At 70.4% G+C, this 17,105-nt stretch carries 30 protein-coding genes and 1 pseudogene; 9 read left to right on the top strand and 22 right to left on the bottom strand.

Annotated features, from left to right (window positions below):
• Positions 1-33 precede the first annotated feature (33 nt).
• The 22 genes and pseudogenes from ACTZWW_RS04260 to ACTZWW_RS04365 form a co-directional block, all read right to left on the bottom strand.
• A pseudogene (locus ACTZWW_RS04260) lies at positions 34-477 on the bottom strand (DNA cytosine methyltransferase); the annotation flags it as partial.
• Positions 474-983, bottom strand: a complete 510-nt coding sequence (locus tag ACTZWW_RS04265; protein WP_444779697.1) for a hypothetical protein — start codon at positions 981-983, stop codon at positions 474-476. The pseudogene ACTZWW_RS04260 and the gene ACTZWW_RS04265, both read right to left, overlap by 4 nt.
• Complete coding sequence (locus ACTZWW_RS04270; protein WP_444779698.1) at positions 980-1,246, bottom strand: hypothetical protein; 267 nt, start codon at positions 1,244-1,246, stop codon at positions 980-982. The genes ACTZWW_RS04265 and ACTZWW_RS04270 overlap by 4 nt, the downstream gene beginning before the upstream one ends.
• A gap of 4 nt (positions 1,247-1,250) precedes the next feature.
• Complete coding sequence (locus ACTZWW_RS04275; RefSeq protein ID WP_444779699.1) at positions 1,251-3,068, bottom strand: AAA family ATPase; 1,818 nt, start codon at positions 3,066-3,068, stop codon at positions 1,251-1,253.
• Positions 3,049-3,345, bottom strand: a complete 297-nt coding sequence (locus ACTZWW_RS04280) for a hypothetical protein (RefSeq protein ID WP_444779700.1) — start codon at positions 3,343-3,345, stop codon at positions 3,049-3,051. The genes ACTZWW_RS04275 and ACTZWW_RS04280 overlap by 20 nt, the downstream gene beginning before the upstream one ends.
• Positions 3,342-3,671 carry a hypothetical protein gene (locus ACTZWW_RS04285; protein ID WP_444779701.1) on the bottom strand — a complete coding sequence of 110 codons (330 nt, stop codon included), beginning with the start codon at positions 3,669-3,671 and terminating at the stop codon, positions 3,342-3,344. The genes ACTZWW_RS04280 and ACTZWW_RS04285 overlap by 4 nt, the downstream gene beginning before the upstream one ends.
• Entirely contained in the window at positions 3,668-4,474 is an 807-nt protein-coding gene (locus tag ACTZWW_RS04290; RefSeq protein WP_444779702.1) for a DUF4942 domain-containing protein, read from the bottom strand. The genes ACTZWW_RS04285 and ACTZWW_RS04290 overlap by 4 nt, the downstream gene beginning before the upstream one ends.
• Complete coding sequence (locus ACTZWW_RS04295) at positions 4,471-5,130, bottom strand: hypothetical protein (protein WP_444779703.1); 660 nt, start codon at positions 5,128-5,130, stop codon at positions 4,471-4,473. Before ACTZWW_RS04295 ends, ACTZWW_RS04290 begins: the two co-directional genes overlap by 4 nt.
• Positions 5,127-6,407 carry a hypothetical protein gene (locus ACTZWW_RS04300; protein WP_444779704.1) on the bottom strand — a complete coding sequence of 427 codons (1,281 nt, stop codon included), beginning with the start codon at positions 6,405-6,407 and terminating at the stop codon, positions 5,127-5,129. The genes ACTZWW_RS04295 and ACTZWW_RS04300 overlap by 4 nt, the downstream gene beginning before the upstream one ends.
• The gene (locus ACTZWW_RS04305; RefSeq protein ID WP_444779705.1) at positions 6,407-6,937 is read right to left on the bottom strand and encodes a winged helix-turn-helix domain-containing protein; all 531 of its coding nucleotides are present in this window, start codon (positions 6,935-6,937) and stop codon (positions 6,407-6,409) included. The genes ACTZWW_RS04300 and ACTZWW_RS04305 overlap by 1 nt, the downstream gene beginning before the upstream one ends.
• Positions 6,938-6,939: 2 nt before the next feature.
• Entirely contained in the window at positions 6,940-7,191 is a 252-nt protein-coding gene (locus ACTZWW_RS04310; protein WP_444779706.1) for a hypothetical protein, read from the bottom strand.
• A 2-nt stretch (positions 7,192-7,193) separates the two neighbouring features.
• A complete protein-coding gene (locus ACTZWW_RS04315) occupies positions 7,194-7,499 on the bottom strand; it encodes a hypothetical protein (RefSeq protein WP_444779707.1) in 306 nt (101 codons plus the stop codon).
• The gene (locus tag ACTZWW_RS04320) at positions 7,496-8,014 is read right to left on the bottom strand and encodes a hypothetical protein (protein ID WP_444779708.1); all 519 of its coding nucleotides are present in this window, start codon (positions 8,012-8,014) and stop codon (positions 7,496-7,498) included. The genes ACTZWW_RS04315 and ACTZWW_RS04320 overlap by 4 nt, the downstream gene beginning before the upstream one ends.
• Before the next feature lie 10 nt (positions 8,015-8,024).
• On the bottom strand, positions 8,025-8,462 hold the full coding sequence (locus tag ACTZWW_RS04325; protein WP_444779709.1) for a hypothetical protein: 438 nt from the start codon (positions 8,460-8,462) through the stop codon (positions 8,025-8,027).
• A gap of 17 nt (positions 8,463-8,479) precedes the next feature.
• On the bottom strand, positions 8,480-8,971 hold the full coding sequence (locus ACTZWW_RS04330) for a phage regulatory CII family protein (protein ID WP_444779710.1): 492 nt from the start codon (positions 8,969-8,971) through the stop codon (positions 8,480-8,482).
• A 66-nt stretch (positions 8,972-9,037) separates the two neighbouring features.
• On the bottom strand, positions 9,038-9,280 hold the full coding sequence (locus ACTZWW_RS04335) for a hypothetical protein (RefSeq protein ID WP_444779711.1): 243 nt from the start codon (positions 9,278-9,280) through the stop codon (positions 9,038-9,040).
• 84 nt (positions 9,281-9,364) lie between these two features.
• Positions 9,365-9,583, bottom strand: a complete 219-nt coding sequence (locus ACTZWW_RS04340; RefSeq protein WP_444779712.1) for a hypothetical protein — start codon at positions 9,581-9,583, stop codon at positions 9,365-9,367.
• Positions 9,584-9,595: 12 nt separating this feature from the next.
• Positions 9,596-9,952, bottom strand: a complete 357-nt coding sequence (locus tag ACTZWW_RS04345) for a hypothetical protein (protein ID WP_444779713.1) — start codon at positions 9,950-9,952, stop codon at positions 9,596-9,598.
• A 3-nt stretch (positions 9,953-9,955) separates the two neighbouring features.
• Positions 9,956-10,168 carry a hypothetical protein gene (locus ACTZWW_RS04350; RefSeq protein ID WP_444779714.1) on the bottom strand — a complete coding sequence of 71 codons (213 nt, stop codon included), beginning with the start codon at positions 10,166-10,168 and terminating at the stop codon, positions 9,956-9,958.
• Positions 10,169-10,171: 3 nt separating this feature from the next.
• Positions 10,172-10,618, bottom strand: a complete 447-nt coding sequence (locus tag ACTZWW_RS04355) for a hypothetical protein (protein ID WP_444779715.1) — start codon at positions 10,616-10,618, stop codon at positions 10,172-10,174.
• A complete protein-coding gene (locus ACTZWW_RS04360; RefSeq protein ID WP_444779716.1) occupies positions 10,615-11,307 on the bottom strand; it encodes a hypothetical protein in 693 nt (230 codons plus the stop codon). The genes ACTZWW_RS04355 and ACTZWW_RS04360 overlap by 4 nt, the downstream gene beginning before the upstream one ends.
• The gene (locus ACTZWW_RS04365; RefSeq protein ID WP_444779717.1) at positions 11,304-11,477 is read right to left on the bottom strand and encodes a hypothetical protein; all 174 of its coding nucleotides are present in this window, start codon (positions 11,475-11,477) and stop codon (positions 11,304-11,306) included. Before ACTZWW_RS04365 ends, ACTZWW_RS04360 begins: the two co-directional genes overlap by 4 nt.
• A 15-nt stretch (positions 11,478-11,492) precedes the next feature.
• On the opposite strand from ACTZWW_RS04365, the gene ACTZWW_RS04370 reads away from it, so the two are divergent.
• From ACTZWW_RS04370 to ACTZWW_RS04410, 9 genes are all read left to right on the top strand, one after another.
• Positions 11,493-12,512, top strand: coding sequence for a LexA family transcriptional regulator (locus ACTZWW_RS04370; protein WP_444779718.1), 1,020 nt, complete (start codon positions 11,493-11,495; stop codon positions 12,510-12,512).
• Between the two features lie 329 nt (positions 12,513-12,841).
• Positions 12,842-13,150, top strand: a complete 309-nt coding sequence (locus ACTZWW_RS04375) for a hypothetical protein (RefSeq protein ID WP_444779719.1) — start codon at positions 12,842-12,844, stop codon at positions 13,148-13,150.
• Between the two features lie 52 nt (positions 13,151-13,202).
• Complete coding sequence (locus tag ACTZWW_RS04380) at positions 13,203-13,439, top strand: hypothetical protein (protein ID WP_444779720.1); 237 nt, start codon at positions 13,203-13,205, stop codon at positions 13,437-13,439.
• Between the two features lie 2 nt (positions 13,440-13,441).
• Entirely contained in the window at positions 13,442-13,924 is a 483-nt protein-coding gene (locus ACTZWW_RS04385; RefSeq protein ID WP_444779721.1) for a hypothetical protein, read from the top strand.
• A gap of 5 nt (positions 13,925-13,929) precedes the next feature.
• Positions 13,930-14,388, top strand: a complete 459-nt coding sequence (locus ACTZWW_RS04390; RefSeq protein ID WP_444779722.1) for a hypothetical protein — start codon at positions 13,930-13,932, stop codon at positions 14,386-14,388.
• Positions 14,381-14,578, top strand: coding sequence for a hypothetical protein (locus ACTZWW_RS04395; RefSeq protein WP_444779723.1), 198 nt, complete (start codon positions 14,381-14,383; stop codon positions 14,576-14,578). The genes ACTZWW_RS04390 and ACTZWW_RS04395 overlap by 8 nt, the downstream gene beginning before the upstream one ends.
• Positions 14,575-15,045, top strand: a complete 471-nt coding sequence (locus ACTZWW_RS04400) for a hypothetical protein (RefSeq protein WP_444779724.1) — start codon at positions 14,575-14,577, stop codon at positions 15,043-15,045. Before ACTZWW_RS04395 ends, ACTZWW_RS04400 begins: the two co-directional genes overlap by 4 nt.
• A 19-nt stretch (positions 15,046-15,064) precedes the next feature.
• Positions 15,065-16,141: a hypothetical protein gene (locus ACTZWW_RS04405; RefSeq protein ID WP_444779725.1), complete on the top strand. Its 1,077-nt coding sequence runs from the start codon at positions 15,065-15,067 to the stop codon at positions 16,139-16,141.
• An 11-nt stretch (positions 16,142-16,152) separates the two neighbouring features.
• Entirely contained in the window at positions 16,153-17,103 is a 951-nt protein-coding gene (locus tag ACTZWW_RS04410) for a PD-(D/E)XK nuclease-like domain-containing protein (RefSeq protein WP_444779726.1), read from the top strand.
• Positions 17,104-17,105: the final 2 nt, after the last annotated feature.

Consider the following 17,105-nt stretch of genomic DNA (forward strand, 5'->3'; position numbering starts at 1 on the left):
GTGCGGCGCGCCGACGCCCGCAGCGCACAGATCAACCGCCCGGCAGGCGTAACCCGCACCTTCCAGGTCAGCGAATACAGCGTCGAGCCAAGCGAGGCCGTCGCGGCTCGCAACCTGCTCTCCCACGACGACGGCAGGGCGGCGGGATTCGACGAGGCGGAACATCTCCGGCCACAGATGGCGGTCGTCGGCGAAGCCCCCGCGCTTGCCGGCGGCGCTGAACGGCTGGCACGGGCAAGAGCCGGTCCAGAGCTCGAGATCGTCGGGCCATCCGGCAAGCTGCGCGGCGATGTCCCATCCGGCGATCCCGGCGAATAGATGGACGCGGCGGTATCCGGCGAGGTCGCCAGGCTGGACGTCTCGGATGCTCCGATCGTCCACGTCGCCGGGTCGAACAAGTCCGGCTGCGATGAGGTTGCGAAGCCATTCCGCCGCATAGGGGTCCACCTCGTTGTACAGGGCGACGGGCGCGCTCATACCGCCACCTCGCGCTCACCGATCGCCGGTACGCGGGTCCACAGCCCCTGTGCGTGCAGCGCGTCGAGAAGCTTCCGCGCCCGCTTCGCCGCCGATCTCGCCAGCGCCGGGCTCTCGTAGACGTGGGCGTGGGCGGGCTCGAGGATCGCCACCACGTCCGCCATCGGTGACCCGTCGTGGATCGCGAGCTCGTCGTGCTCGATGAGGTGGGCGAAGACCTGCCACACCGCAGCGACGATCTTCGCGTTGGGCTGGTCCTCGAGGCCCGCGCGGACGATGACGGCCCGCGTGGCCTTCGTGATCTGATCCTCGGCCTTCCGCAGGTCCTTCGGGAAGTAGAGGCCGGCGAAGGCCTCCTCTTGCACAGCGTCGAGCGCGGCCCGGAGCCGGGCGATCGATCCCTCATCCCCGTCTTCCACGAGAGCCCCATCCTGGCGGCACACGCTCCAGAGGATGCGGGGGAGGACCGCGATCTCGCGCCGCTGGCGGTCGGTGAGCGGGATCATGGCGCCGCCTCACGAGCAGCCCGAACCCGCGCCTCGACGGCTGCGCGCGCGTTCGTGAGTGCGGAGCGCTTCTCGCTGCCCATCACCGGCCCGATGCGCTCGCCGTTCGCCCACGCGTAGATGACGTCCGGGCTGGACCGAAAGGCTTGAAGGCTGCCGACTTCCTCGAAGCCGACGATGGCCTGTTGGTAGAGCACATAGCTCCCGCGTTCGTCGGGCGGCAGATCGTCGAGCAGGCTGATCCACGTGATCTCGATGCTCATCGTCTCACGCTCCCCCTATGAGGTCGGGCAGATCGGAAAGGTCGTCATCCGTGACGGGATCGGCGCCGGGCGTGACGTGATCGCCGGGGGCTGTGACATTTGAAGCGCGATCCGTGACGTTTGACGCGGGATCTGTGACACCGGGCGGCCGGCCTGTGACTTGCGCGAGACCCCGTGTGGTCAGCCAGAACCAGTCCTTCTTCGTGAACATGAAGCCGTTGGCGATGAGCTTGTCGCCGAGCCGCTCGCGCGCCTTGCGCATGTTCTGCTCGCGGTTCTTCGGGTCTGTTTCCTGCCCCTGATACATGTCGTCGTAGGCCTGGATGACATGCTTGCGATGCACGACGAGCATGTGCGGCGGAAGCCGGATTCCGGAGCCGGGAGGCGGGGGCTCGCCGTGTTCGTCGAGCGCCATCTTGATGGCCTTGAGGTAGTTCCGGGGCTTGTCGGCCATCCGCGGCGCGCCGACCGCCGCCTGCGACGGCTCCATCGGAAGGTCGCCCATATCCGGCGGCTCGACGGTGCAGGACGTGATCTCCTTGCCGTTCTCGCGATGGCCGAGCACATGGCCGCGCAGGACGAAGGGCACCGACCACCCGTCTTCGCCCTCCTTCAGCTTCTCGACGCGCAGGTCGCGGATCTCGCGCTTGTTGGCGTCGCGGTGCTGCGGATCCGCCTTCTTCGTCTTCGGGTCGAGGCGGCGCTCGCAGATCAGGACGGAGTCGACGTCGCCCTTCCACGACGTGTGGCCGCGCACCTTGCTGCCGTCGGCGTTCGTGTGGATCACCAGGATGACGGTGACGCCCGTCTCCTCGCGGATGCGCTGGCACCGCGCGATGATCGCGCCCACGTCCTTGCCGCTGTTCTCGTCGGCGCCGGTGCTCGCCTTCGAGACGGTGTCGACGATAAAGGCCTTCACCGGCTCGCCGAACACCTCCGCGGCCAGCTTAAGGTCGGCGATCACCTTCTCGGTGTCGGCGTCGTCGCGGAAGAGGTTGATGCGGCGCGGGATCACGGCGAGCGGCAGGTCGTGGTCTTCCGGGATGCCGAGCTCGCGCCGATACGCGGTGATGCGGCGCGTCCGCAGCGCGTTCGCGCCTTCGCCGGCCTGGTAGACGACAGGCCCGCGCTTCGTGTCGAAGCGGCCGAGGAACTTCGCCCCGCGGATGATCGCGAAGGCGATGTCGAGGATGAGGAAGGTCTTTCCGGTGCCCGACGCGCCGCCGAGTAGGCACACCTCGCCCTCAGTGATCATGTCGTCTACGAGGTAGGCGTGCGGCTTCACCGCCCGCTCGATGTCGCGACCGAAGACGATGCCGAGCTGAGAGCGCTTCTTCGCCTCGGTCTCCGGGCGCCACGGCTCAACCGCGTCCGCGAGGTCGTAGATCTCATTCCCCGGGTCGCGCGCCTCATGCGTCCAGTCCAGGGCGGCGCCCGTGCCCGGCAGCTCGAGCAGCCGCACCGCGGCCGCGCCGGCCTCGCGCAGGGCCGCGCAGATCGAAGGCGCCTTCTTCGGGTACTCGCCCGCGACCACGACCACGTCGAGATCGATGAAAGACGACGCGAGGTCCCGCGCCGTCTCGCCAGCCCACGCCGAAAACCCGCCTTCCGTCGTCACCGCGAGGGCGCCGATCGCCGTGAGCGCGCGCTGGTCGGACTCGGTGGCGGTGAGGAAGATGCGGACGTTCTCGCGGCGCGCCTGGTCGAGCGCGTCCGCGCCGACGAAGACGGCCGCCTCGCCGTCGTCGCCATCCCACGGGGCGGGCTCGGGCGCGCCGGCCGCGTCCTTCAGGGCCACGAGGCTATCCGAGAGGTCGGTCATCCTGCCCCTTCCCGCGCGCGGCGATCTCCGTCGCCAGCGCGTCCATGTCCTGAATCGTCCCCACCACCGTCGCGACCGTCGCGGCGAGCTTCTTCGCTTCGAACCGGGTCCGGGCGTGGTCGGCCGAGAGAACCGCCATCTGCAGGTCGGCAAGATGCCGGTGAGCCTCGGCGCACCACGCCATCAGCTCCTCGCGCGTGCCGGCGTAGTCGTGCCATCCCGGCTCCCGGGCGACGGGCTCGGCGATCTCCTTGGCGATGGCGGCGAGATCGGTCATCGGCGGTTCCGCTCCTTCGCCAACGTCTCGCCGAGCTTGCGCTGAAGCTCGTTCCGATAGGCCTCAAGCGCGATCGCGATGTCCTGCTGGTCCTGCATCCGCTCGGCGAATTCCGGCATCATCGGGCCGGTCGGTGTCTCGCCCGGCGCGAGCCGCTGGTTCATCCGGCGCATATCCCAGTCGTGCCGCTCAATGCGGTCAGCCTCGAGACGGGCAGCGTCGACGAGCTTCGTGACGCGGGCGATCGTCCCTTGGAGCTTGGCGACCCGCGGCGACACAGCGTCTCGCGCGGCCGGCGCCTCGGTCCTTGCGGCGTGGGTGCTCATGCGGCCCTCCGCTTCCCGGGCTTCGCGACGGCGAGCCCGAAGTGGTCCGCGATGATCAGGTTGACCCGCCGGCGGAGATCGTCCCGGAGCGGGTAGAGGTGCGCATTCCCGTTCTTGAACCAGCGGGCGCGCCAGTACGGCGTCTCCGCTTCGGACCGGCCGTTGCGCTCGGCGCGCGCGGCCTCGATGGCGGTGATGATCGACGTCGGGCCGCGGCGCTCGTAGGGCTTCCCGTCGAGCACGTGCATCGCCCGATCGACGTCCGCGAGGTCGTCGTCCTTGCGGAACGATCCGATGTAGACCCCGCCGCGCCCGTCGCCGTAGGTGCTGAAGGCGTAATCGACCACGATGCGCGGGCCGATCTTGAATCCGTCGTTGCTGGCGTACTCGCGGGAGAGCCTGCGGAAGGCCGTGACGAGCCCGCGATTGAAGATCGGCCCCGCTTCGCCGAGGAGCCGGAAGCACGTCGCCGAGACGTTCTCGACCGTGAACGGCGGCGGGTCGTCTTCGATCTGCTTCTCGAAGGCGGTGCGCTCCTTGGCGTCCATGAGGTCCAGGAGCCCGGTCGTCTTCAGCGCGCCCTTCCACGCGTCCCTGTCGACGTCCTTCACCACGTCACGGCCGGTGCGCTCGAATTCGCGGCGGCGGATGTAGGTGTGCCCCGAAGCCGCGCGGGCGTGCGCTTCCTGGGCATCGCGCAGCCGGCGGGCCGCATCGTCGTAGAGCTCGACGGCCCGGTCGCGGTGACCGACCAGCTCCTCGATGGTCGCACGCGGGATGAGGGATGTGCTGTAGGTGCTCATGCGGCGGCTCCCGCGAAGCGCGCGACGTCATCGGCGCGAGTGAGCGCGCGGCGGCGACCGGGCGGCACCCACCGCATCTCGGTCCGCCCCGCGGCGAGCGCGCACGCGCTCCAGATGATCCAGGCGTAGGCGGTGGCGGTCGTGGCGTTCGGGTCCCACCGCCCCTTGACCATCGGGACCCGCTCGACGAACGGGGCGACGATGGCCGGCGGGTTCCGCGAAAAGATGCGCTCGTACCGCGCAACGCCTTCGATCCAGGTCGAGCGCACGAGAAGGGCAGCGCCGACGACGGCCTCGGCTATGGCGCGCTCGGCGAAGTCCACCGCGAGGTTGAACGGCGGGTTCGTGATGATCCAGTCAGGGCGGAACGGGCATTCCGCGCGGTCGGCGCCTTCGCCAACGAACGAGCCGACACAGGCGCCGATGCCGTAGTCGTGGACGTCGGAACGATGCACACGCCCGAAGGTCTCGGCCAGCACGGCGGACATATGCCCGGCTCCGCACGCCGGCTCCCACACCGCCCCTCGGCAGTTCTCGACGCCGAGAACATCGTGAACCAGCGCGCGGGTCGCCCAGGGTGGGGTCGGAAAGAAATCCAAGCTGTCGCGCGCCTCGACGCGCTGCGCCATCACGGCGTGAGAGGTGTTCTGGCTCACGACCGCGCCTCCCCGTCGAGGCGGCGGACCTTCCAGTGCCTCTGGAGCGGCATGAACAGCTCGACACCGACGCTCTTGAGCCGCGGGCGCATCGCGTCCAGGGCGAGCCGAAGCCGGTCGGCATCGAACGGACCGGCCTCGCACAGCGTGGCCTCGTCGAGGAACTGGTCGGGCGCGAGGGCCGCAAGGCGGGCCAGCACCCGGCGCGTCGGCTTCGGCACGTTCGCGAGAGCCTGCCCGGTCGGGCCGATCACATGCCCGTTGTCGAGGATGGTGAGGAGCGGGCCGGCAGGCGCCGTGGTGACGCGCGGGGCCGGTGACGCCGGCGACGGGGCCTCGGGCTCGGGCACCACGGGCGCGCGCGGCGGCCGCGCGGCGGCGGCACGCTGGCGACGGATGCGCTCGAAGCCCGAGATGCGTGGCGGGGCGCCTTCCGGGCGCATGTCCGCGGTGAGCGAGCGCTTCGTGATCACGGCCCGGACGCCGCCGGGCGTCGAGCCGGCCTCTTTCGCGATGGCCTCCGTCCCGAGCGTCGTCGTGCGCCACAGGTGCTCAATTCGGTCCCCGCGCGTGACGGGGGCCGCGGGCGGCGCTTCCGGCTCGGCCGGCGGTGGCTCATTGGGGACGGCGATAGGGTGCAACGTGACCGGCGCCGAGCGGCGCGGCGGCCCAGGCTGGCGGTACGGCGCTCCCGCTTGCCGCATCTCCGCCGTGAGCCCGAGCTTGCTGATCGTGCCGCGCACGCCGCCCTCGCTCGCACCGGCCTCGCGCGCGATCCCCGACGTGTCGAGGGTGGTTGTCCGCCACAGGTGGGCGATGTGCTCGGCCTTGCTCTTCCACTTCGGCGGTACACGACCCGGCATCGGAGGCGGCGGCGGCAGCGTCTCGCGCGTGGCTTCGAACACGATCCGGTACGGCGTGACGTCTTCGTCCGCGTCCGCGGTGGGGTCCGTCTCGACCGGGGCAGGCTCCAGGAGCGAGGCGCCGGTGGTGGGCTGGGGGGCTTCGGCGGCCCGCTCCTCCCTTCCCTCCACGGTCGAGACGGATTCGGGCTCGGGCGCGGCACGCGCGCCGAGAGATGGCGGGATCGGCGGCTCGTCGGCGAGGCTGCCGATGTCCAGCCGCGGTGCGCCGATGACGACGCGCTCGGCGTTCTGCCGGCGAAGCGCCACGAGCGCTTGGGCAACCCGCGTCTGCGCTTCCGACACGGTGAGGAGCGCGTCCTCGACGATCTCAAGCAGCGCAGCGGGGTCGGTGGGGAGGCGGCGATCGGACATCACGCGGCCTCCACTGCGATCTGGGCGAGGATCGAATCCCGCGTCGCGCGATCGATGGCGTACCCGTAGCCCCACAACGTCTCGAACGAATGGCCGTGTCGCGCCAGTTTCTTCCGAAGCTTGCAGGCCACGACGTCGACGATCTTCATCTCGGCCTCCTCGTTGAGCGCGACGTGCGTGTGGAGCGTGCCCTTGGTGACGCGCATGAAGGCGATCAGCGCCGAGAGGAACCGCGACTCCTGCGGCGTGAGCCCGAAGGTGGCCGCAAGGTGCGGAACCAGGTCATCGATCTGCCCCACTCCCGCTCGCCGAATGGCTGCGGTCGGGACGCGCTCGGACCGATTGCCCGTTACGGGCCAATCCGCGGCAGGAAGGGCGACGATCCGCCCGTCTTCGTACGCATCGCGCAGCAGGGTGTAGAGCTCGTCGGTGCCGCGCTTGAACGCGCGGGCCATCGCCTTCACCGGGACGCCCTCGTCAGCGAGCCGGACGATGACGAGGTCGAACAGGCTCCCTCGAACGGTGCTCATGATCAGGCCCTCGCGGGGACGCCGCGGGCCGCGCGAGCGACGCGCCAGGCAGCGTGGAGGTGGCGGGCGATCTCGTGCTCTTCCCAGTCGCGATCGGCGAGGAAGGCGGCGACGGCGGCGGTGCTCGTGATCCGGAAGTCCCGAATGTGCTCCAGGATGTCGCGCGCCATCCGCTCCGTCGTCGGGTCGCAGGGGATCGGGAGCACGACGGGAGCCGCCGCGCGGGGCGGGAAGGGGATGATGAGGGCGGTCATCGTCACACCCCCGCGCCGGGCTCGACCGCGGAGCACGCCGCGGCGATGGCCACGAGACGGCCACCACGATCACCGACCACCACGCCGTAGGGAGCGGACCGGATCACGTGCACCGCCATGCGCCAGCACGCGTCCGGGGAGGGGAACACGTCGTCGAGGTCCACCGGCTCGACCGACACCCGCCCGTCGGGCATCAGGAGCGTCGGGAACAGCGTGAGGCGATGGGGACCGGAGCCGGCCTCGACGCGCGGCGCGGCGGCCATGAGCGCGATCGTGGCGGCTGAGAGGAGGATGGTCGTGCCGTTCATGCCGGGGCTCCCGCGTTGAACAGGTCGCTCGTGAAGCGCCGGCGGAAGATCGCGGGCGCGTGGTGCTTCACCGCGCAGAACCAGAGGCCGCATGCGTCCGCCTCGTTGTCGTTGCGGACATCCCAGCCGCGGGCGCGGGCCGCGGCGACCATCTCGTGCTTCTCGGCGCGCCCGTGCCCGGCAAAGGCCTTCTTCACGGTCGCGAGGTTCGCCTGCTCGCACCGGACGTCCCGGCGGTAGCAGGCGACCTCCGTCGCGTTGGCGAGCCCCATGAGCTTCCGGGCCACGGTGGGGGTGGTGTTCCCGCGCGTGAGGAGCGGCGCCTCGAAGACGACGAGCGCCGGGCTCTCGACGGTGATCAGGTCGAGCAGCCAATCCTCGAAGAGCGCGAGGAAGCGCCCGATCTCGTCGCCCGTCTTCGGGAGCTGGAGCGTGCCGAAACGCGGGTCCGCGTCCGGGGCGCCGGAAGCCCAGCCGGTCGAGTGGGCAAGGTCGAGAGCGATTATCGGGCGCATCGTCCCGGCCTCAGTGCGCGAGCTGCTTCATGCCGCGCTCGAGGCGCGTCACGTTCTCGGCGACCGGATCGGGCTCGGGAGCCGGCGGCGCGGCGGCATCGAACTCGTCGAGCTCGTCGGCCCCCTCGTCGGCATCGTCGCCGTCCCCGTTCTCCGGGAACATCTCGGCCTGCGCGTCGAGACCGAGCGCGTCCCGGTAGTGGTCGAAGTGCGCCAGCCAGGCGGACCGCTTCACCGGGTCCATGTCGTGCAGCTTCACCGCCGCCTTGAAGGCCGCGGGGTGGATGTTGTGCTTCTTCTCGGCGTTCTGGATGATGGTGCCGACGCCGCCGCGGGCTTCGGCCGCCTCTCGCTTCGCCGAGTCGTAGAGCCGCCGGACGCTCTCGACCTGCTCCTTGCCGGGCAGCTTCGCGTCCTTGTTCGCGCTCTCGCCGAGCTTCTTCGCCATGGTCCTGTCCTCCTGGTTCAGCCGCGACGCGGCACGATGCGATCGGGATCGGTATCGGCCGCGACTTCCGCGACCTCCTGGGCCAGCGCCTCCGCGGCCTCGTGGATGCGCCGGCGCTCGACGTGGTCGACATGCCCATCCGCCACGGCCTCGCCGATCTCGCGCACGAGAGCGCCCGATGCGGTGGCGACATCGCCGAGATGGCGGGCGAAGTGCTCGACGCTCGGCTCGGCGCGCTCCGACGGCACGAGATCGAACCCGAACAGCGCGGCGTACTGCTGGAGGATCGGCGGGACCGTGAGCCCGCTCTTCGCGTCGAGCACGATCGCGACGCCGAGCGGCGCGGTCAGCGTCTCCGACGCCGAGCCGTAGCGAGAGAGGAGACCCGTGTTCGCCGTGGTGAACTGCGAGACGTAGGTCACGCCGCCGGCGCATTCCGCGGCGCGGCGCGTCGCGGCCTTGAGGGCGAGGATGGCGGACTCCGGGAAGACGGTGGGCCGGTCGTTCATGAGTGGTTCCGGTGAGGGTTTCATTGCCGCATGGCGGGCGACGAGGGATCGTGGCGGGGTCGGAGATCAGGCCGCGGGGGAGCCGGGCATATGCGAGGGGAGCGCGAGCAGCCGGGCGACGTGCGAGCCGTCGGAGCGGTCCAGGCACGCCGGGCGCTCGGGCCAGTGGTCGCCGACCTGGACGCGCGACGTGCTCTTCGCGTCGTGGATCACGGCGACCATGCCGGGGACGGGCACCTCGCACCCGTCCGGCATGCGCTCGAGCACGGTGCCGTCGTTGCGGAGGATCAGGTGGCGGCGGGTGGTCATCGGGCTCTCTCGGTCTGCGCAGCGCGGACGGTGGCGGCGGTGCGGGCGGTGAAGGCGCGGCGACGGGATGCCGCCGGGTGGGTGTCAGCGGCGCGAGCGGATCGCGGCCGCGAGGTTCTGGAAGGCGGGGAAGGCGCCGGCGCCGTCGAGCACGCGGGTGCACGCCTCGCGCTCGTCGCGGATCAGCTTCTCGGCCATCGCGACGGCCCGGCTGTGGAAGGACTCCTGCGCGCCGGATCGGTCGCTAGGCCACAGCGCATCCACGGCCAGGATCGCGCGCTCTCGGGTGGTGGGCTCGGGCATGTGCGGATCCTCTCAGGCGGGCTCGAGCGCGCGGTCGTCGACCGGCGCGAGCAAGTTGCGGATGAGCGAGATGTCCGTGCGGACCGCGGGGCGGAAGTAGACCGCCACCCAACTCGGCTCGCCGACGAAGCCGCATGCAGTCGACACGGTGTCGTTCTCCAGTTCCTCGACCAGGATCATCGGGACGCACGCCGAACCGTCCTCGCGGTGGAGCACGACTTCGGAGAACCCGGTATCCGGATCGGCGTCGAAGAACTCGACGTCGCGGACCGTGTAGACATCATCCTTGCGCGGGCGCGCCATCGCCTCCGGCCATCCCCAGGTCGGATGGTCCAGGATGCAGACCACGAGCTGACCGATCCGGAACATCCCTCAGGCCTCCTCTCGTTCCCGCTCCCGGCGCTCGGCACGGTCCGCGGCGATCGTTGCGGTGATGGCGTCCCGCTCGGCGTAGAGCGGCACGCGGGAGGCGCGGGCCTCCGGGGACAGGTCGAGGTAGCGGCCGTGCTCCCGGCCGTGCGTCGCGCACAGGGCGGCCGTGTTCTCGGCGAGCGCAGAGCGGGGGGAGAGGCCGGGGGCGTGCATCGGTCAGGCCGCGCTCTGCATCTGGCCTTCCGCTTCGAGAGCGTCGGCGTGTTCGAGCCGGGCGCTAGCGGAGCGACGGAGTTGGCGGACGTTCCACGCGCGTTCAGAAGCCGTGAGGTGCTGGCGGAGCTTGTAGACCGGCTCCTCGCCTTTCATCCGCGGAACCGGGTAGCGGTCCTGAAGCCTCCCCGAGAACCGCGGTCCGAAGTCCAAGTCGTGCTGGACCGCCTCGTTCTCCTCTCCGTCCGGGTCGTGCCGGGCGCGGAGGAAAGCGCGGCTCATTTGCTTGTAGTGCTCCAGTGCCGCGTAATGGATGTTCGGGTCTTCGTCCCCATTCGAGAACAGTTCCCATACGCGGTAGGCGAGAGCGGAGTACGTGACCTCCACCGCGTCGGCCATGCTCTCGTATTGCCGGGCCAGCTCGACCCTGATGCGCTGATGCGGGTTCATGCCTCTGCCTCGACTTCCTGTAGAAATTCACGGACGCGCGGCGCAAGGCGGCGCACGTCTTCGCGCATGGGCGCGGTCATTTCGTTCAGCAGGAACAGCGCGGCATGATCGAGCACGCCCTCCCGCTCGAAATCCTTCAGCCGGCCCCACAGCCACAGGGCTTTCGGGTTCATCGGCTTGGGCTGGGGCTTCGCGGCGATCTCGCGCTTGAGCGCCGCGCGCGTCGGCTCTTCGCCTCGCTCGACGATTCGGTTGATGGTGCGCTGGATCACGCCGGGCTCGGCGCGCTCGGCGTCGCGCATCACGCGGGCCTCGTGGAGGTCCTTCGGTTGCAGGCCGACGTCCCGCGCGCTTGGCAACTTTTCCCCTTCGGAAAAATTAGGGTTGCCCGGCCTCGCCACCTCGCCGCCCTCTTGGGCGATGTCGTATTCCTCCGCGAGCCGCATCTCCGCGCGCGCCCGGATCGCCAGCGCGTGCGCCTGAGCGCGGTGCACGTCGGCGATGAGGCTGTCGTGCGCCTCCTTGGCCTTCATGATCCGGGCCGCGCTCTTCGCCGCGTCGTAGGCCATCCGGGCCATGTCGCGGGCTTCGAGCACTTCACCGCTGGTGCGGGCGCTCGCCAGCGCGGCGGTGGCGCGATCGATCAGCGTCGGGAGCGTGTCGTTCGGGGCGATGACGGGGACGTTCATTCCGCCGCCTCCGCCCGGGGGAAGAAATCCGCGGGCTCGAGCTCGATGCCTCGCTCGCGGGCCGTGGTCAGGAGCTTCGCCTGATGGCGGGCGGGGATGACGCCTCCGGTGCCACCGCGAGCGACCGGGTAGGTCCAGCGGTAGACGCGGCTGACGTTCACCCCGAGCATGGAGGCGACGGCCTGGTGGCCGCCGCACTTCCCGATGATGGTTTGGGCTGGAGTCGTCATGGCTCGGACGATTGCGGAAAAAGCAACGTTGGTCAAGATGCCATCGCAACGATTTTTGCGAATTCGTCGATTGCGCCCGAGCCGCCGGTCGCAAGACTGCCTCGCATGAGCGAGGGGAACGCAAACAGGCGGGCGCGCGAGTGGCTTAAGGCCAGCTTCGATCGTACCGGGAAAAAGCAGAGCGCCTTTGCCAAGGTGCTTGGGGTGAACCCGTCCGCTGTCACAAGGATGTTGAGTGGCGAGCGGCTCATCACTCTTCAAGAACTTGCCGTGGCGTTCCGCTTTTTTAATGAGCCGGAAGAAGGGTTAAGGCTACTATTCGACTTGAGCGACCCCTTGCGCACTCATTACGATCTTGAGAGATCTCTTGCCGCGACACGGCAGAAGCTGGCCTCGGATGATGTAACACGAGTGCGAGCCGAGGAATACGATCGCGAGCACATCCCAACCGAGCCCAAAGATCTTGCGATTGCCGAGGGCAACGGCGCGACGTTCGACATAGGCCCCGGCACCGTCCCTGAAATTGATCTACGCGCCGGCTTAGGTGGAGGCGGCCAAGCGCTTGAAGCCTTCCTCCCAACAGGGCCAGGCGATCACATGAACGCCGACGCCGTACGTGGGCTCTGGCAGCTGCCGGCGCACATGATCAGCCGTCTAGCCGTGCCGTCTCGCGCAATTCGATGCTTCGCCGTGCAAGGCGACTCGATGCTGCCTACGCTTGATGAAGGCGACGTCGTCTTCATCGATGTGACGCACAAGCATCCGTCGCCGCCTGGCATTTACGCGCTCGACGATGGGTTCGGAGGCGTCATCGTGAAGCGCCTTGAGGTGTCCACTCGCCCAGGTGAAGAGCCGGCGATGGTAAAGGTGACTGCCGACAATCCGCGCTACGGGACGAAAGTTGAGCCGCTCGAGGGTCAGCGAATCGTCGGGCGCTACATCGGCCTGTTCACGACGCGGAACCGGCTGGACTGAGGCCGCGCCTCAGCGCGCGGCCCTCTCTTCAACGTTCGCGCCTGCTCGCGTAATCACAGACCTCAAACGTATCAGGACTATCTCGACCTATAGGAGCGTCGAGGAGGGGGAAAGGCTTGTCGCCTTCCCCCTCGGCTCTGTCGAGACCGATAAGGGTCAGTGGTTACGCGCGAGGCTAGTCAAGCCCCCGGCCCCGCGTCAAGCCCGCAATCTTGCGATTTCCAGAAATTTTGCGCTCTGAGCAAAAAGCGGCTTGACCACGCTTTGCGCTTATAGCAACATCTCCCTCGTCACCGCCCCGGCCGCCTGGCCAGACGAGGAGCCCGAAGATGCCCGAGACCCTTCCCGAGACCGTCACGCTCACGCTGACCCGCGCGCAGCTCGCCGCCGTCCGTGGCGCGTTGGATCACCTCGTCGCGACGTGCCGAGACCAAGCCGCGAAGTGCGAGGCGGAGGCCGATGCGGTCGAGATCGTCGTGCCCGACCCGCAGGAGGCGGAGGCCCGCACCGCGGCCGCTCGCATCGACTGCGAGATCAGCGCCGCCCGCTGGACCCGCCTCGCCGATGAGGCCGCGTCCGCCCTCGCCGTGGTCGAGGCCGCCGCCGAGCGCGTGATCCTCGACACGCACGCTGCCTGAGACGCCCCCGCCGGGCGTCCGCGCCCGGCTCCTTCCCGAGAGGAGCGCCACCATGCCCCGCCTCACCCTCACCAACGTGACGCTCGGCGACGGCCGCGGGCCGGCCCTTCGCGCCGTCGAGGCCACGGTCTCCGCCGGCCGGGTCTGCGCGATCGCGATCTCCCGCGAGCACTTCCACTGCGGGACCGTCGTCGGCTTTCACCAGCTCGACCCCCATTCCTCCCCCCGCCTGTACGCCTGCATCGCCGCTGCGGTGATGCGGGAGGCTGGCGACCGCATCGGAGCGTGATCATGCGAACCGAGACCATCATCAACGGCCCCTTCCGCGCTGATGCCGCGGCCGTCCAGAGCCAGCCCATCAGCGGCGTCGTGCGGCTCAACAAGCGGGGCAGCGCTTTCAGCACCGGCCTGAGCATCTACCTCGCGAGCTTCGCCGCCGCTCGGGACGTCGCCAGCGGCATCAACGCCGCGCTGGACGCCCACGAGAAGCCGCCGACGACGCCCTACGAAGTCGAGGTGGACCTGCACGAAGACGTCGCCCCGGACCTGTTCAAGCCCGGCGAGACGCTGCGCATCGGGTGGGAGTGGGGCACCGAGGGCGACGTGTCGGTCGTCTTCGTCCGTGCCTACGACGCGGGCGGCGCGCCGATCGTGCTCACGTCCGGGATCGAGTCCCGGATCCTCGCGAGCGACTTCGTCCAGCGCGCGCTCGACGACGCGCGCGTAGAGGCTGCGGTCGCCGAGCGCGAGCGCGCCATGGCCGCTGCGGAGTGACGCCGATGATCTGCACCTACTGCGGCACGGATACCGTCACCTGGCGCGGCCCGTGGTCGAACCTGACGCACACCGAATGCGAGCGGTGCGGCCGGCAGAACTGCCAGGAGATCGCGACCGAGGGCGAGCCGGATGCGGACGATGGTGACGACGCGCATGCCGACACCGGCGACGTGCTCGGCATGGCCGGCCTCGTCGCCTTCACCGCGAGCGCGGTCGTGCTGGCGTCGGTGCTCCCGGCGGACGCGGCGACGGCCGCCTCGAGCGCGCCCGGCGCCTGGTTCCTCGACCTCACCGGAGCCGCCGTCCAGGTCGCCGCGGGCGCGCTCGCCATCGGCGCGGGCGTCGGCGGTCTCGCCTACCTCGGTCAGCGCGTGATCGCGTGGCTGGAGTCGGACGGGAGCGACGACGTCGAGCTCGACTACCGGGACGCCGAGAGCCGCGGGGGACGGGCCGATGGGTGACCGCGAAGACTTCACCCCGCTGGGCTCGGTCGCCCTGCGCATCGTCGCCGGCCTGCGCCGGACCCTCGACGAGACCGTGCGCGACCTCAACGCCGAGCGCGCCGCCCACGACGCCACCACGACCACCCTCGCCCGGCGGGAAGCGGAGATCCGCGAGCGCGCCGGGGAACGGAAGGACGCCGCGGAATGAGCGACGCCGCCACCGATTTCGACCTCGACGCCCTGCACGACCTCGCGCGCGCCGGCCACGCCGAGCACAGAGCCCGCCAGCGCTACGACGGCGCCGATCTCACGGAAGAGGATCGCGCCGAGATGGTCGCGCAGATCGCCGAGCAGCGCGGGCAGCACCTCACGCCGCTGATGGGCGCGTACTCTCTCTGGCTCGTCTACTGGCCCAGCGCGCGACGCATCGTGCCCGTCGTCTACGCGAAGAAGCGCAAGCAGATCCTCACGGTCCTGCCGCGCACGAACAGACACCTCCGGGATCTCGCGGCCGAAGCCGGCGCCGCGGCGGACGCGGTGATCGATGCCGAGACCGCGACGTGCGCCGGGATCGTCTCGCGCTTCTCGGAAGACGAAGACGACGGGTTCGCCCGCGCCGCCGCGATGATCCGGGCGCGCCTGCGGAGTCCCGCCACCACCACCCCCGCGGCCTGAGCCGCCAGACGAGAGGACCATGATCATGAACGCCCCTGTGAACCCGCGCGCCGTTGCCGGCGACAACTCGACCCGCTTCCTCGACATGGTCGAGGCGGACCCCGCCGTGGTGTTCCGCGAGACGGAGGTCTTCCCCGGTCTCGTCGCCGAGCTGGAGGCGGAGATCGCCGCCGGCGCGGTGGACCTCGCCACCGACAAGGGCCGGAAGGCCATCGCCAGCCGCGCTGCGCGCATCGCCCGGTACAAGGTCGCGATCGACAAGGCCGGCAAGGATCTTGGCGAGGATCACCGGAAGGCGATCAACGCCGTGAACACCGTCCGGCGCGAGGTGTGGGATTCGCTCGAGGCGATGCAGCATCGCGTCCGCGCCCCTCTGACCGAGTGGGAGGAGGCCGAGAAGGCGCGACAGGCGCGGATCGATGCCGTGATCTCCGATCTCGCGCGGGCCGCCGTCGTTCCGGTCGGCGCCACGGTCGCGGACGTCGAGGCGACGATCGCCCGCGTCGCCGCCATCGAGATCGATCCGGGCGAGTTCGGCGTCAACGCGCCCCTCGCGCGGGCCGAGAAGGAGCGCGCCCTCGACGCGCTGCGCGACGGCAAGGCACGGCTCGAGCGCGAGGCGGCCGAGCGTGCGGAACTGGATCGGCTGCGCGCAGAACAGGCCGAGCGCGAGCGGCGGGAGGCCGAAGAGCGCGCGGCGCGTGAGGCGGCAGAGCGCGAGGCCCGCGCCGCGGAGGAAGCCCGCCGCCGCGAGGAAGAGGCTGCGCGGCTCGCCGCCGACCGTGCCGCCGCGGAAGAGCGCCGGAAGGCCGAGGAGGCCGCGGCCGCCGAGCGCCGCGCGCACGAAGAAGCCCTCGCCGCCGAGCGTGCGGAGCGCCAGCGCCTGGAGCGCGAGGCCGAGGCCAAGGCGGAAGCCGAGCGCAAGGCCGCGGCCGACGAAGCCGCGCGTCAGGCGGACCGCGAGCATCGCGGGCGCGTCATGGGCGCTGCCAAGGAGGCGATCATGTCGACCGGTGGCGTCGACGAGGACGCGGCGCGGAAGATCGTGCTCGCCATCGCCGCGGGCTCCGTCCCGCACGTCGTCATCCGGTTCTGAGGGGGACCGCCATGAATGCTCCCCTCGCCCATCCGCTCTCCGGCGCGCGCATCCTCGCCGCCGGGGAGGTCATCACCGAGCCCGGCGTCTACGGTTCCGTCCCGATGGAGCGCTACCACGGCGCGGACCTCTGCGACGGCCCGTCGGTGTCGAGCTCCGGCCTGCGGACGCTCTTCTCGCAGAGCCCGGCGCACTACTTCGCCACGTCGCCCCTCAACCCGAACCGCGTCGAGCGCACCGAGACGCAGGCGTTCTCGCTCGGCCGCGCCGCGCATCACCTGCTTCTCGGGGAGGCGGACTTCGCCCGGCACTTCGCCGTCCGTCCCGACGAGTGGAAGGACTGGCGCACGAACGCCGCGAAGGCGTGGCGCGACGAGCAGGAAGCCGCCGGGCTCACCGTCCTGAAGCCGGACGATCTCGACGCCATCCGCGGCATGGCCGCCTCGCTCGCCGCGAACCCGCTCGTCGCCGCCGGCATCCTCAACGGCGCGATCGAGCAGAGCATCGTGTGGAAGGACGCCGGGACGGGCCTGTGGCTGAAGGTGCGGCCAGACGCCATCCCCGGCGACGGGAACGACGTGGCGGACCTGAAGACCACGACGAGCGTCGCCTACGACGCGCTCGCGAAGACGGTCGCCGAGTACGGGTACGCCATGCAAGGCGCCCTCATCCGGGAGGGCTTCCGCCAGGTGCTCGGCCGCGACCTCGAGACCTTCTCGCTCGTCTTCGTCGAGAAGACCGCGCCGTGGTGCTGCCGGATCGTGACCCTGAAGACGGAGGACCTGGACCTCGGCGCCGACGCGATCCGGGTGGCGCTGCGCGTCTTCGCCCGCTGCCTCGAGCGGGGAGAGTGGCCCGGGCCCGGCGGGACGCAGGGCGACGCCGAGTTCCTCGAGATCCCCGAATGGGCGCGCAACCGCGTCCGGATGCAGATCGAAGCCCTCAAGATGGAGGCCGCCTGATC

It is taken from the genome of Salinarimonas sp. NSM (genome assembly GCF_052380005.1).
Taxonomy (GTDB): domain Bacteria; phylum Pseudomonadota; class Alphaproteobacteria; order Rhizobiales; family Beijerinckiaceae; genus Salinarimonas.